10 protein-coding genes and 1 riboswitch are annotated in these 13,757 nt (G+C 72.7%); of the genes, 7 read left to right on the top strand and 3 right to left on the bottom strand.

What is annotated here, in order from left to right; all coding sequences use genetic code 11:
• Positions 1-50 precede the first annotated feature (50 nt).
• The 7 genes from QNO07_RS07915 to QNO07_RS07885 all read left to right on the top strand — a co-directional run bounded on the left by QNO07_RS07915 (position 51) and on the right by QNO07_RS07885 (position 8,415).
• Positions 51-533 (top strand): cation:proton antiporter regulatory subunit, encoded by a 483-nt coding sequence (locus tag QNO07_RS07915; protein WP_283990956.1) that lies wholly within the window; start codon positions 51-53, stop codon positions 531-533.
• Between the two features lie 4 nt (positions 534-537).
• A complete protein-coding gene (locus QNO07_RS07910) occupies positions 538-1,767 on the top strand; it encodes a cation:proton antiporter (protein WP_283990955.1) in 1,230 nt (409 codons plus the stop codon).
• A 158-nt stretch (positions 1,768-1,925) separates the two neighbouring features.
• Entirely contained in the window at positions 1,926-3,365 is a 1,440-nt protein-coding gene (locus tag QNO07_RS07905) for a GuaB1 family IMP dehydrogenase-related protein (protein ID WP_283990954.1), read from the top strand.
• A 336-nt stretch (positions 3,366-3,701) separates the two neighbouring features.
• Positions 3,702-5,195 carry an amino acid permease gene (locus QNO07_RS07900; protein WP_283990953.1) on the top strand — a complete coding sequence of 498 codons (1,494 nt, stop codon included), beginning with the start codon at positions 3,702-3,704 and terminating at the stop codon, positions 5,193-5,195.
• Between the two features lie 10 nt (positions 5,196-5,205).
• Positions 5,206-5,661 carry an Lrp/AsnC family transcriptional regulator gene (locus tag QNO07_RS07895; protein ID WP_283990952.1) on the top strand — a complete coding sequence of 152 codons (456 nt, stop codon included), beginning with the start codon at positions 5,206-5,208 and terminating at the stop codon, positions 5,659-5,661.
• Positions 5,662-5,875: 214 nt separating this feature from the next.
• On the top strand, positions 5,876-6,697 hold the full coding sequence (locus tag QNO07_RS07890; RefSeq protein WP_283990951.1) for a carbon-nitrogen hydrolase family protein: 822 nt from the start codon (positions 5,876-5,878) through the stop codon (positions 6,695-6,697).
• Positions 6,694-8,415 carry a flavin monoamine oxidase family protein gene (locus tag QNO07_RS07885; protein ID WP_283990950.1) on the top strand — a complete coding sequence of 574 codons (1,722 nt, stop codon included), beginning with the start codon at positions 6,694-6,696 and terminating at the stop codon, positions 8,413-8,415. The genes QNO07_RS07890 and QNO07_RS07885 overlap by 4 nt, the downstream gene beginning before the upstream one ends.
• Here QNO07_RS07885 and QNO07_RS07880 read toward each other — a convergent pair.
• The 3 genes from QNO07_RS07880 to QNO07_RS07870 all read right to left on the bottom strand — a co-directional run bounded on the left by QNO07_RS07880 (position 8,376) and on the right by QNO07_RS07870 (position 13,178).
• Complete coding sequence (locus QNO07_RS07880; RefSeq protein ID WP_283990949.1) at positions 8,376-9,176, bottom strand: DUF5995 family protein; 801 nt, start codon at positions 9,174-9,176, stop codon at positions 8,376-8,378. The genes QNO07_RS07885 and QNO07_RS07880 overlap by 40 nt on opposite strands.
• 124 nt (positions 9,177-9,300) lie before the next feature.
• Complete coding sequence (locus QNO07_RS07875; RefSeq protein ID WP_283990948.1) at positions 9,301-10,599, bottom strand: MFS transporter; 1,299 nt, start codon at positions 10,597-10,599, stop codon at positions 9,301-9,303.
• Between the two features lie 206 nt (positions 10,600-10,805).
• Positions 10,806-13,178 (bottom strand): chitinase C-terminal domain-containing protein, encoded by a 2,373-nt coding sequence (locus QNO07_RS07870; protein WP_283990947.1) that lies wholly within the window; start codon positions 13,176-13,178, stop codon positions 10,806-10,808.
• Between the two features lie 340 nt (positions 13,179-13,518).
• Positions 13,519-13,649: riboswitch (FMN riboswitch) on the top strand.
• Positions 13,650-13,757: the final 108 nt, after the last annotated feature.

The raw sequence follows: 13,757 nt of genomic DNA, 5'->3' as shown, positions 1-13,757 counted from the left end.
GCACCACGCTGTAGCGCAGACCAGTCCGCCTACTCTCCGGGGAGAGGGACATGACCACGCGACGCACACCGCTGCCGGGCGTCGGCACCCAGTACGACCTGCAGACCCGTGCGGGGCGGCACATCTCCGTGGTCGTCCACCAGGACGGGCGCCGCTTCATCGGCTTCTACGACCCGGACGACCCGGACACCTGCCAGGCCACCGTGCCGCTGGAGCCGGAGGAGGCCAGCGCGCTCGCCGAGCTGGTCAGGCCCGAGCCGACCGGTGTCGATGCGCTGCGCTGCGTGGAACTGGAACTGGACCTCGTCACCGAGCGCATCGGCATCGACCCCAAGTCGCCCTACCGCGGACGCCCCCTCGGGGACACCCGGGCCCGCACCAGGACGGGCGCGTCCATCGTCGCGGTGCTGCGCCGCACCGGGGCCGAACCGGCCCCGGGACCCGACTTCCGCCTGGAGACCGGCGACACGCTGGTCGTCGTGGGCACCCGCGAGGGCGTCTCCGACCTCGCCGACATCATCGCCGGAGGATGACCACGTGCATGACACCACGATTCTCCTGATCGAGCTGGGCGCGGTCATCCTCGGTCTGGGACTCGTAGGCCGCTTCGCCGGGCGCATCGGGATGTCCCCCATCCCGTTCTACCTGCTCGGCGGGCTCGCCTTCGGCAACGGGGGCATCATCCCGCTCAGCGCGAGTGAGGACTTCTTCGAGATCGGCGCCGAGATCGGCGTGATCCTGCTGCTGCTCATGCTGGGCCTGGAGTACAGCGCTTCCGAGCTGGTCACCAGCCTCAAGACGCAGTACCCCTCGGGCCTGGTCGACTTCCTGCTGAACGCCACGCCGGGCGCGGTCGCCGCGCTGGTCCTGGGCTGGGGGCCGGTGGGGGCGGTGGCGCTCGCCGGCATCACCTGGATCTCGTCCTCCGGGGTGATCGCCAAGGTCCTCACCGACCTGCGGCGGCTGGGCAACCGGGAGACACCGGTCGTGCTCGGCGTGCTGGTCATGGAGGACCTGGCGATGGCGGTGTACCTGCCGCTGCTGACCACCGTGGTCGCCGGCGTGGGCCTGGCCAGCGGCAGCATCACCCTCGCCGTCGCGCTCGGCACGGTCGGTGTGGTGCTGGTCCTCGCGCTGCGGCACGGCCGGCTGATCAGCCGGGCCGTCTCCTCCGACAACGCCGAGACGCTGCTGCTCGTCGTGCTGGGCCTGACACTGCTCGTCGCCGGGATCGCCGAACGCTTCCAGGTCTCCGCGGCGGTCGGCGCCTTCCTCGTCGGCATCGCGATCTCCGGTGAGGTGGCGCACAGCGCCCGGGCCATGCTCACCCCGCTGCGCGACCTGTTCGCCGCGGTCTTCTTCGTCTTCTTCGGACTGTCCACCGTGCCGGCCGACATCCTGCCGGTGCTCGTGCCCGCGCTCGTGCTGGCCGTCGTCACCAGCCTCACCAAGATGCTCACGGGCTGGTACGCGGCGGGCCGGGCCGGGGTCAGCCCGCGCGGACGGCTGCGCGCCGGCGGCGCGCTGGTGGCACGGGGCGAGTTCTCCATCGTCATCGCAGGGCTCGCGGCGGGCACCGAACCCCAGCTGGCGCCGCTGGCCACCGCCTACGTGCTGCTGATGGTGCTGCTGGGCCCGTTCGCCGCGCGCTGGACCGAACCCGTGGGGCTGCGGGTGCTGGCCTGGGCCGGCAAGGAGGTGCCGGCCTCGGGCAACAGGCCGCCCGTCACCCCCGGTCTGCAGGAGGAGGCGGCGCAGCAGCGGTGAGCCGACCCGGGCTGTAGCTTCCTACGGCGGATGGCCCCCCACCTGTGGCGAATCATCCGTGGACGGGCACGGGGGCCGCCGTGGGAGACTCAAGTACGTGCGTTTTCCTCCGGCTGCGACGCCGGGGGCCTCCTCCGAACGACTTGGATGTCCAGCACGTGCGATTCCTCAACGACCAGCGGCCCCCCTACGACCTGACCTACGACGACGTGTTCATGGTGCCGAACCGCTCCGCCGTCGGCTCCCGTCAGGCGGTGGACCTCTCGGCCCCCGACGGCACCGGCACCACCATCCCGCTCGTCGTGGCCAACATGACCGCCATCGCCGGCCGTCGTATGGCGGAGACCGTCGCCCGCCGGGGCGGGCTCGTCGTCATCCCGCAGGACATCCCGCTGGACGTGGTCGCCGAGGTCGTCTCCTGGGTCAAGCAGCGCCACCTGGTGCTCGACACGCCGATCGTGCTCGCGCCGACCGCCACCGTCGCCGACGCCCTGTCGCTGCTGCCCAAGCGTGCCCACGGCGCCGGCATCGTCGTGGACGGCGGCCGGCCGGTGGGCGTCGTCACCGACGCCGACCTCACCGGCGTCGACCGCTTCACCCAGCTCAGCGCCGTCATGTCCCGGGAACTGCTCCTGCTTCCCGCCGACATCGACCCCCGCGAGGCCTTCCATCGGCTGGACACCGCCCACCGGCGCATGGCCCCGGCCGTCGACGCCGAAGGCCGCCTGGTCGGGGTGCTCACCCGCAAGGCCGCGCTGCGCGCGACGCTCTACACCCCGGCGACCGACGCCGACGGGCGGCTGCGCGTCGCCGCCGCCGTCGGTATCAACGGGGACGTCGCCGGTCGAGCCGCCGCGCTGCTCGAAGCCGGCGCCGACACCCTCGTCGTCGACACCGCGCACGGCCACCAGCAGGGCATGATCGACGCCCTGCGGGCCGTCCGCGCCCTTGACCCGGCGGTGCCGGTGGTCGCGGGCAACGTCGTCTCCGCCGAAGGCGTGCGCGACCTGGTCGAGGCCGGTGCCGACATCGTCAAGGTAGGCGTCGGACCGGGCGCGATGTGCACCACCCGCATGATGACCGGCGTCGGCCGCCCCCAGTTCTCCGCCGTCCTGGAGTGCGCCGCCGAGGCCCGCCGCCTCGGCGCCCACGTCTGGGCCGACGGCGGGGTGCGCCACCCCCGGGACGTGGCCATGGCGCTGGCCGCCGGCGCGTCCAACGTGATGGTCGGCTCCTGGTTCGCCGGCACCCACGAGTCGCCCGGCGATCTCCAGCAGGCCCCCGACGGGCGCTTCTACAAGGAGTCCTTCGGCATGGCCTCCGCGCGCGCGGTGCGCAACCGCACCGCCGAGGAGTCCGCCTACGACCGGGCCCGCAAGGCCCTGTTCGAGGAGGGCATCTCCACCTCCCGCATGTTCCTCGACCCGGCCCGCCCCGGAGTGGAGGACCTGATCGACTCGATCATCGCCGGCGTGCGCTCCTCGTGCACCTACGCCGGGGCCGCCTCCCTCGCGGAGTTCGCGGAGAAGGCCGTCGTCGGCGTGCAGAGCGCCGCCGGCTACGCCGAGGGCAAGCCGCTGCACGCCAGCTGGAGCTGACCCGAGCACCGGACGGCCGCACTCCGGGAGCCCCGCGGGGGCGTCCGGAGTGCCGCCGTGCGGGCCCGCGCGGCGGCCGGTGACACGTTCCCCGCATGCGCCCGTCGGTGACGACGCACGGAACGCCGAATCGCGCAACGGATCGACACGCACACGCAAGGAATGCGCGTTACGCGTGCGCCCGCCGCGCTCGTAGAGTCGTGCGCTGTACCAGGAGTGGCGGAAACCGCCTGCTCAGCGGTCCGCCGCCCCAGCCCGAGCCGCACGTGGGCGTGGCGGTCGCTGGCGTGCGCGCGTGACCGCCGCGAGCCGCAGCAAGGGCTTAAGGAGCCACCCGTGCCGGACCACACCGCAGTGCAGAGCGCGCCGCATCCCCCGCCCGTCGGCGGACTCGCCCGGCTGATGCGGCGCAAGCCCGTGGAGCAGCTCGTCGCCGAGGCCGGCCACGGTAGCGGCGGCCAGCTGCGGCGGTCGCTCACGATGTGGCAGCTCACCATGATCAGCATCGGTGCCACGCTGGGCACCGGCATCTTCGTGGTACTCGGCGAGGCGGTGCCCGAAGCCGGCCCGGCCGTCACCGTGTCGTTCGTCATCGCCGGCCTCACCGCACTGTTCTCCGCGCTGTCCTACGCCGAACTCGCCGGCACGATCCCCGCGTCCGGCTCCTCCTACTCCTACTCCTACGCGACCATGGGCGAGCTGGTGGCCTGGATCTGCGGGCTCTGCCTGATCCTGGAGTACGGCGTCTCGGTGGCCGCGGTCGCCGTCGGCTGGGGCGAGTACCTCAACGAACTCCTCGACGGCACCATCGGCGTCACCCTCCCAGCGGCACTCTCCGCACCGCCCGGCGACGGCGGGTTCTTCAACCTGCCCGCGCTGCTGGTGGTGCTGTTCGCGATGGGCTTCCTGCTGGGCGGCGCCCGGGAGAGCGCACGGGTCAACACCATCATGGTCATGGTGAAGATCGGCGCGCTGCTGATGTTCTGCGCGGTCGCCTTCACCGGCATCAAGGCCGGCAACTACGCGCCCTTCATGCCGCTGGGCATGGCCGGTGTCAGCGCCGCCGGCGCGTCGCTGTTCTTCTCCTACATCGGCTTCGACGCCGCCTCCACCGCGGGCGAGGAGGCGAAGAACCCGCAGCGGGACCTGCCGCGGGCCATCATGCTGTCCCTGCTCATCGTCACTGTGCTCTACGTCCTGGTCGCCGCCGTCGCGGTCGGCGCCACCCCCTGGCAGTCCTTCGAGGGGTCCGAGGCCGCGCTCGCCGGGGTGCTGCGGGACGTCACCGGGCACAACTTCTGGCCCGTGCTGCTGGCCGCCGGCGCGGTCGTCGCCATCGCCAGCGTCGTGCTGGCCGTGCTCTACGGCCAGACCCGCATCCTGTTCGCCATGTCCCGGGACGGCCTGGTCCCCAAGGTGTTCTCCCGCGTCGACCCGCGCACCGGCACCCCGCGCGCCAACACCGTGCTGGTGGCGGCCTTCTGCGGCGTGCTCGCCGCCGCCGTGCCGCTGGGGCAGCTCGCCGACGCCACCAGCATCGGCACGCTGTTCGCGTTCGCCCTCGTCAACGTGGCCGTCATCGTGCTGCGCCGCACCCGGCCCGACATGCCCCGCGGCTTCCGGCTGCCGCTGTCGCCGCTGCTGCCCGCCCTGGGCTTCGCCTTCTGCCTGTGGATGATGACCAGCCTGCCGGTGGTCACCTGGGTCGTGTTCGGGTGCTGGATGGCCGCCGGGCTCGTGTTCTACTTCCTCTACGGCCGCAAGCACTCCCGCCTGACCACACAGACGGCCCTCACCCCGAACACCGACACCTCGACCACACAGAAGTGAACGGCACGCCGTGCGACTGAACGATCTCGACGAACGCATCGTCCACGCCCTCGCCGAGGACGCCCGACGCTCCTACGCCGACATCGGCGCCGAGGTGGGCCTGTCAGCCCCGGCCGTCAAACGCCGCGTCGACCGGCTGCGGGCCGAGGGCGCCATCACCGGCTTCACGGTGCGGGTCGACCCGGCGGCACTCGGCTGGGAGACGGAGGGCTACATCGAGATGTACTGCCGCCACAACACCTCCCCCGGCGACATCCGCCGCGGCCTGGCCCGCTACCCCGAGGTGGCGTCTGCGTCCACGGTGACCGGCGACGCCGACGCGATCGTGCAGATCTTCGCCTCCGACATGCGCCACTTCGAGCGGGTGCTGGAGCGCATCGCGGGCGAGCCGTTCGTCGAACGCACCAAGTCCGTCCTGGTGCTCTCGCCCCTCCTGCGCCGCTTCTCGGCCGGCTCGCCCACCTGAGCGACCCGTCCCCGCAGGCATCGACGGCCGCCCGACCCGCAGGGGGACGGGCGGCCGCCGTCGTGTGTCCGCGCAACGAATCGCCGCCACGGTCGTTCCGGACGCAACGAACCACCACCTGGTGCGCAAGGAATGCGGCTTGTGGGCCACCGGCCGCCGAACGTACCGTCGAAAGTATCCACCCACCCCGGAAAAGCCCAGGTCACGAGGTTCCATGACACCGCTGCGCACCGCGCTGCTGCAAGGCCCCGGCGGCGTGCCCGCGTCCCGCGCGGACAGCCTCGCCGCCCTGGACCAAGCCGCCGCCCGCGCCGCCGCCGCCGGCGCCCGGCTGCTGGTCACCCCAGAGCTGTCACTCACCGGCTACGCGCTGGGCGGCGCCGTCGCCGCCGTCGCCGAGCCCGCCGACGGGCCCGGCGCCGAGGCCGTCGGACGGATCGCCGCCGAGCACGGCGTCGCCGTCGTCTACGGCTACCCCGAGCGGGACGGTGACGCGGTGTACAACGCGGTGCAACTGATCGGCCCGACCGGCGAGCGGCTGGCCGGTTACCGCAAGACGCACCTGTACGGCTCCTTCGAAGGCGGCGCGTTCCGTCCCGGCACGCAGCCGGTCGTCCAGGCGGAGCTGGACGGCGTCACCGTCGGCCTGCTCGTCTGCTACGACGTGGAGTTCCCCGAGACCGTGCGGGCCCACGCGCTGGCGGGCACGGAGCTGCTGCTGGTGCCCACCGCGCTGATGCGGCCGTTCGAGATCGTGCCGAACACGCTGCTGCCGGCCCGCGCCTACGAGAGCCAGCTCTACATCGCCTACGCCAACCGGCACGGCACGGAAGGCGAGTTCAGCTTCGCCGGGCTGAGCTGCGTGGTCGCCCCGGACGGCAGCGTGCCGGTCCGCGCGGGCACCGGCGAGGACTTCCTCGTCGCCGACGTCGATCCGGCGGCGCTCGCCGCCTCGCGCGCCGCCAACCCCTACCTCACCGACCGCCGCCCCGAGCTGTACCCGTCCCTGTGTTCGCAAGGAGAACCGCGCCGATGACCGCCACCGTGCCCGCCGCCGTCCACGACGAGCTGCACGCCGAGGCCCAGTCCACGCCTCCCGTCACGATGTTCGGCCCCGACTTCCCCTTCGCCTACGACGACTTCCTCAGCCACCCGGCCGGTCTGGGCTCCGTCCCGGCAACCGAGCACGGCACCGAGGTCGCGGTGATCGGTGGCGGCCTGTCCGGCATCGTCGCGGCGTACGAGCTGATGAAGATGGGCCTCAAGCCCGTCGTCTACGAGGCCGACGCCATCGGCGGGCGGCTGCGCACCGCGACCTTCGAGGGCTGCGAGGGCTCGCTGACCGCCGAGATGGGTGCGATGCGCTTCCCGCCGTCGTCCACCGCCTTCCGGCACTACGTCGACCTGGCCGACCTGGAGATGGAGCCGTTCCCCAACCCGCTCTCCCCGGACACGCCCTCGACCGTCGTCGACCTCAAGGGCGAGTCGCACTACGCGCGCACCCTGGACGACCTGCCGGAGGTGTACCACCAGGTGATGGACGCCTGGAACACCTGCCTGGAGGAGGGCGCCGACTTCTCCGACATGCAGCACGCCATCCGCAACAGGGACGTCGCCCGCATCCGGGAGATCTGGGGGCGGCTCGTCGAGAAGCTCGACAACCAGACGTTCTACGGCTTCCTGTGCGACTCGCCCGCGTTCTCCTCGTTCCGGCACCGGGAGATCTTCGGCCAGGTCGGCTTCGGCACCGGCGGCTGGGACACCGACTTCCCCAACTCGATCCTGGAGATCCTGCGCGTCGTCTACACCGGCGCGGACGACGACCACCGCGGCATCGTCGGCGGCAGCCAGCAGCTGCCGCTGCGGCTGTGGGAGCGCGAGCCGGCGAAGCTGGTGCACTGGCCGCTGGGCACGTCGCTGAAGTCCCTGCACGAGGGCGCCCACCGGCCCGCCGTCACCCGGCTGCACCGCACGTCGGGCAACCGCATCACCGTCACCGACGCGGCCGGCGACATCCGCACCTACCGGGCGGCGATCTTCACCGCGCAGTCCTGGATGATGCTGTCCAAGATCGACTGTGATGACTCGCTGCTGCCCATCGACCACTGGACCGCTGTCGAGCGCACCCACTACATGGAGTCCTCGAAGCTGTTCGTCCCCGTGGACCGGCCCTTCTGGCTGGACCCGGAGCTGGACGAGAGGGGCGAGCCGACCGGTCGCGACACGATGAGCATGACGCTCACCGACCGCATGACACGCGGCACCTACCTGCTCGACGACGGCCCGGACCGGCCCGCGGTCATCTGCCTGTCGTACACCTGGTGCGACGACAGCCTCAAGTGGCTGCCGCTGGACGCGAACGAGCGTCTGGAGGTCATGCTGAAGTCGCTCGGTGAGATCTACCCCAAGGTGGACATCCGGCGGCACATCATCGGCAACCCGGTCACCGTCTCCTGGGAGAACGAGCCCTACTTCATGGGGGCGTTCAAGGCCAACCTGCCCGGCCACTACCGCTACCAGCGCCGTCTGTTCACCCACTTCATGCAGGACCGCCTGCCGCAGGACAAGCGCGGCCTGTTCCTGGCCGGCGACGACATCTCCTGGACGGCGGGCTGGGCCGAGGGCGCCGTGCAGACGGCACTCAACGCGGTCTGGGGCGTCATGCACCAGCTCGGCGGGTCCACCGACCCCGCCAACCCGGGCCCGGGAGACGTCTACGACGACATCGCCCCGGTGGAGCTGCCGGAGAACTGAGCCGGCATCCGTGGCGGGCGTTCCGCGTCCGCCACGGGCGTCAGCAGCAACCGGCAGGCCAGTCCGACACCGGCGGCGAGCGCCCGCGTGCAGCCGCGTCCGGCCGGTGACGCCGGACGCAGCTCCCACAGCGCCACCGCCGCGTCCCACGCCCCCTCACGCGCCCGTGCGGCGTCCCACGCGCCGGCCAGGTGGGCGAGAGGATCGCCCACATGCCACTGCTCGGCGACCGGCCGGGCCCGTTCGCAGACGCCCTCGACCAGGGCCGTCAGCTCGTCGGCGACCTCCTCGAAGGCGGCCCCGCAACTCTGCGGGCCCAGCCCGAGCGCGGAACCGGTGTCGAGCAGGGCCAGCGGCAGGTCGTGGCCCAGGTGGGCGTGCGCCGAGGCGAGCGCGAACTGCAGCGGCCGGATGGCCGGATGCCCGCGCAGCTGCCGCAACGGCTGCCAGCAGGCGGGCGGTTGCGGATGGGCGGTGTCCAGCGCGGCGAGGTAGCGCTCCGCCAGGCGGACGCGCAGCACCCGCCCCGGATCGCCCGCCGCCGGCCCCCACTCCGCCGGCGCGCCCGTGGCGCCGCCGCCGGAGCCGCTGCCCCCACCGCCGGAGTCCTCGTACCGCTGCCAGGCGGCCAGGTAGGCGTCGTGGAACGGACGCAGGCCGTCGCCGGGCGGCAGCCCGGCCCCGGCGGCGGCCAGCCGGCCGGTGATGCCCGCTCCGGTCGGCTGCTGCCGCGACTGGCGTACCCGCTGGGCTTCGGTCATGCCCGGCAGCGTGCCACCGCGGCCCGGCCGAAGGGCGTGCTGCCGCCGAGACCACCACCAACGGCGGAGCGCGCGGCGGGCGCGGCACGCGATCCGCACGCCCGGGCTTGCGCGGACGCGGAAGTCAGCGGCCGTCGGTCTCCGTGCCGTGGCCGAGGGCCCCGGGCGGCTGCGCACCGCCCGCTTGTTCCGCCGGTCCCGCCGCCGTGCCCGCGCCCGGTCCGGCCGCGGCGATGGAGCCGCCGGCGGTCGCCGGGCGGGGCCGCAGCAGGCCCGCGCCGGCGACCAGGCCTGCGGCGAGCGCCGTCACCACCGCGAACGACGCCGACAGCGTGGTCGCTTCCGCGATCCAGCCGACGAGCGCCGGTGCGGCCAGCCCCGAGGCGTAGGCGAGTGTCGCCACCCCGGCGATGGCCTGGCCCGGGGCTGCCGAGGTGCGGCCGGCCGCGGCGAAGCACAGCGGCACCACCACCGCGATGCCGAGGCCGACCAGGGCGAAGCCCGCGATGGCGGGTCCCGGGGTGCGGGCCGTCACGACGAGCACGCCGCCGGCCGTGGCGAGCACGCCGCCGACCCGTACCGTGCGCACCGCTCCGAAGCGCCGCACGGTGGCGTCGCCGGCCAACCGGGCCAGGGCCATCGTGCAGGCGAAGGCCGTGTAGGCAGCGGCGGCCACTCCGGGTGAGGAGCCCGCCACCTCCCTCAGGTACACACCCGACCAGTCCATCGAGGCGCCCTCGGCGAAGACGGCGCAGAAACCGACCACGCCGATCGCCAGCACTCCGCGGGAGGGCAGCGCGAAGTGCGGCGGCGCCGCCTCGGTGGCGGCGGCCCTGATGTCCAGGGCCAGCCCGGAGGCCAGCAGGGCCAGCAGCGCCAGCACGGGGGCGAGCGCGGCCAGATGGATCCTGGCGTCCAGGCCGAAGTGCGCGGCCAGCGCGCCTCCCGCGCCTCCCGCGAGGGCGCCGACGCTCCACAGGCCGTGCAGGCCGGACATCACCGAGCGGCCGATGCGCTCCTCGATCTGCACGCCCTGGGCGTTCATCGCCACGTCCAGCAGGCCGAGGCCGGCGCCGAAGACGAGCAGCGCCAGACACAGCAGGCCCAACTGCGGGGCGAGCGCGGGCAGTGCCAGTCCGGCGCAGCACAGCACCGCGAGTCCGCGCAGCGCGGCGCGCGGCCCGTACCGGTGAGTGAGGCGCGCCGCGAGCGGCATCGCGGCGGCGGCGCCCAGGGTGGCGCACGCCAGGGCCAGCCCGAGCGCGCCCGGTCCCAGGTCGAGGTGCTCGCGCACCCAGGGGATGCGGGTGGCCCAGCTCCCGCTGGCGGCGCCGTGCACGGCGAAGACGGCGCCGACCGCCCAGCGCGCGCGGCGTACCGCGTCCGTGTCGATCTCGCGCATGCCCGTGCCCCGTTCGCGCATCCCGCACCTCGTCGTCCGGCCGGCCGGTGCCTCCCCGTGCCGCTGTCCGTCCGGCAGCCTGCCACGACCGGCGACCGGAACGCCCGGTGGGGAGTCGTTCCGCGCCATGGGCGCGGGCGACTCCCCACCGTCCGCCCGTCGGCGGTTCTCACCTCCCGGTGTGTGCGTTCACGGCGGTACCGCCGTGAACGCACACCCGTGGCCGGTCAGCAGGCACCCAGGTCCTCCCACACCCCCCACTGGCCGGTGGTGCCGGGTTCGTCGCCCTTGGTCCACCACTTGGCCTTCCAGGAGCGGCCCTCCCAGGAGACGGTGTTCCCGCCGTTGTAGACGGCACCGCGGTCCCACGCGCCGGCGGTGCACCCGCCGCCGTTGCCGCCGTTGCTGCCGCCGCTGTCACCACCGCCGTTGCCGCCGGTGCTGCCCCCCGTGCCGCCGCTCCCGCCGGTGTCACCGCCGCCGGGGCTGCCCGGGGTGGTGCCCCTGGCGTGGTCACCGGTGATGCCGTACCGCTTACCGTCGAGGTGGACGGTCCAGTTGGACGGTGTGGACGTCGGCAGGTAGTAGACGAAGTCCAGGCTCACCGAGGCGCCGGGGGCGAGGGACTGCCAGGCGGGCAGTTTCAGCGACACCCGGTGGTAGTCGCCGCGCAGCCCGCCGACGTTGTTCGGCGCGGTGTGGTCGCTGCGCACGATCGTGGTGTTGAAGCCCGACTGGTCCTTGGCGTTGCCGGGCGCCGAGGTGGCGTAGTCGAACTGGAACTCGGTGCCGCCGGGCAGGGTGGCGGTGGAGTTGTTGGTGATCCTCAGCTTGGGGCTGATCGGGTAGTTGGAGTCGCCGAGCGGGAAGTCGGTGAACCGCACGTCCACGTCCAGGGTCTGCGAGGGCATGTCCGTGGTGGCGCGGGTGGCGCCGTAGGCGGGTGCCGACTTGAACGCGTCGTACATGGCGGTGGTGAGGGTGTCACCGGTCTCGTACTGGCCCTTGGCGGCGTTCCAGTCGTAGTCGCCGGCCAGTTCCCACACCATGGTGCCGCCGATGCCCTTGTCCACCACGTAGTCGGCCTTGGCCTTCACCGACTGCTCGTCCTCGGTGGACAGGAACACCTTCTTCTGGGCGTTCCACAGCCAGGGCGCGGTCAGCGTGCTGTCGTACCTGCGCACGTAGGTGCCGGTCAGGGCGGTGTTCGCCGGGAAGCCGTACTGGGTGACGTAGTCGCCGACGACGCCCTTCTCCAGGTTCTTGGCGTGCCACATCGGGTTGGACCCGGCGGGAGACTCCTTGCCCGCGGTGTCCAGGTCGTGCCAGAGGTTGTCGATGCCGGAGGCGCCGTCACCGCACTTGGTCAGGCCCGCGCCGGCGGGGCAGGTCGTCGCAGGGGCCTTGCCCCACAGCCCGTCGGTGCCGCCGGTCACGTTCTTCCAGCCGCGGGTGTAGTACGGCAGGCCGATGTTGATGCGCCCGGCCGGCATCGAGCCGCGGAAGTAGTGGTAGGCCCAGTCGGTGTTGAGGTACCCGGTCCCGCCGTACTGCGAGGTGGTGTACACGCCCGCGCCCGCCAGCTCGCTGTCCTTGCCGTCGTCGTACAGCGAGGCGTTCGGGCCGACGTGCTCGTTCCAGGCGCCGTGCAGGTCGTAGGACATGATGTTGACGTAGTCGAGGTACTTCGCCGTCTCGTACGTCTCCATGCCGCGCAGCAGGTAGCCCGAGGAGGGCGCGGCCACGGTCAGCAGGTAGTGCTTGCCGTCGGCTGCCCCGGCGCGGTCGAGCTTCTCGCGCAGCGTCTTCATCAGCGCCGCGTAGCCCGCGTTCAGCCCGGCCCGCCGCGGGTTGGCGACGCCCCAGTCCAGCGGGTTGCCGGCGTCCTTCATGGACGTGGCGTACTCGTAGTCGATGTCGACGCCGTTGAAGCCGTACGTGCGGACGAAGTCCACCGCCGAGTCGGCGAAGGTGTTGATGCCGGACTGGTTGACCGAGCCGTTGGCGTTGGTGGCCATGGAGTAGAAGCCGCCGGAGTCGACGCGCTCGCCGTCGGCCCCGAAGTAGCCGCCGGTCTCTGCCCAACCGCCCACCGAGACCAGTGTCTTGACGTCGGGGTGCTGCTTCTTGAACTTGGTCAGCTGGTTGAAGTGGCCCTTGTAGGGCAGCGCCGGGTCCATCTGGGCGCCGTCCACGCCGGGCCAGGTCATGCCGGTGGCCGGGTTGTCCGGGCTGTCGGCACCCACGGACAGCTTGTTGGCGCTGTCGACGTGCGCGAACGCGTAGTTGAGGTGGGTGACCTTCTCCCACGGGATGTCCGAGGCCAGGTAGGCGTCGCGGCCGTCCTTGCCGGTGCGCCAGCTGGTGAAGTAGCCGATGATGCGGCGCTGGTGGTCGGCGCCCATCTTCTCCCGGCCGGCGCTGTCGTAGACGGTGCAGTAGGGCACGTCCACGCCCGGTGTGGCGTAGAGGCCGTCGGGGCGGCAGGACTCGTGACCGCCGGCCTGGGCGGTCGGTGCGGAGAGCGAGCCGAGCAGCAGGGCGGCGACGGCGGTGCCGGCGGTCGCGAGCGCGGCTCTCGCACGGGTACGGGGGAACACGGTGGGACCTCCTGTAGACGGCAGGGGAAACAGGGGGTGGGGGGAGAGGTGCGGTACGGGTGGGGTGGGGGCCAGCGGGGAGGAGCGGGTGTGGGGGAGGGGCCGTGCTCCCGGAACCGCGGGTGGGGGATCCGGGTGTTCCTCCGCGAGGTTGAGGTGACATTAAGTGGACTAGACCAACCCGTCAATAGGTATGGACCAATGCGTGAAGTCCTGTCGTTCCGCCCGAGGTTCGTCCCCCACCCGCCCGAGGCGCCTGGGGCTGCTGTGAGTCACCGCACACGGACGGGGTGTCCGTGCCGCCGCCGTCCGTGGCAGACTGGACGCGTATCAGTGACGTCAGCGCACTCCGGGGTCGGTGAAAGTCCGAACCGGCGGTTACAGTCCGCGACCCGATCGCCTCCAGCGACCGGTTGACCAGGTGAAACTCCTGGACCGACGGTTAAAGTCCGGATGGGAGGCAGTGCGCGGCGGGCGTGTATCGGTGCATGACGTGCCGGCGCCGGCCGAGGTGTCCGCTTGGGCACCCCACCGGACCGGTGTGCCGTCTGCCGTGTTCGACGTCCGCTGATGTGCCGC

This window comes from Streptomyces sp. 549, from assembly GCF_030124175.1.
GTDB lineage: Bacteria > Actinomycetota > Actinomycetes > Streptomycetales > Streptomycetaceae > Streptomyces.
This window is presented reverse-complemented; position numbering and strand designations above follow the sequence as displayed.

What these genes read in the sequence shown, in the direction of transcription:
- QNO07_RS07875 (WP_283990948.1), bottom strand. Translation starts at nt 10,599, where the DNA reads ATGCGCGAACGGGGCACGGGCATGCGCGAGATCGACACGGACGCGGTA.
- QNO07_RS07885 (WP_283990950.1), top strand. Translation starts at nt 6,694, where the DNA reads ATGACCGCCACCGTGCCCGCCGCCGTCCACGACGAGCTGCACGCCGAG.
- QNO07_RS07890 (WP_283990951.1), top strand. Translation starts at nt 5,876, where the DNA reads ATGACACCGCTGCGCACCGCGCTGCTGCAAGGCCCCGGCGGCGTGCCC.
- QNO07_RS07915 (WP_283990956.1), top strand. Translation starts at nt 51, where the DNA reads ATGACCACGCGACGCACACCGCTGCCGGGCGTCGGCACCCAGTACGAC.
- QNO07_RS07880 (WP_283990949.1), bottom strand. Translation starts at nt 9,176, where the DNA reads ATGACCGAAGCCCAGCGGGTACGCCAGTCGCGGCAGCAGCCGACCGGA.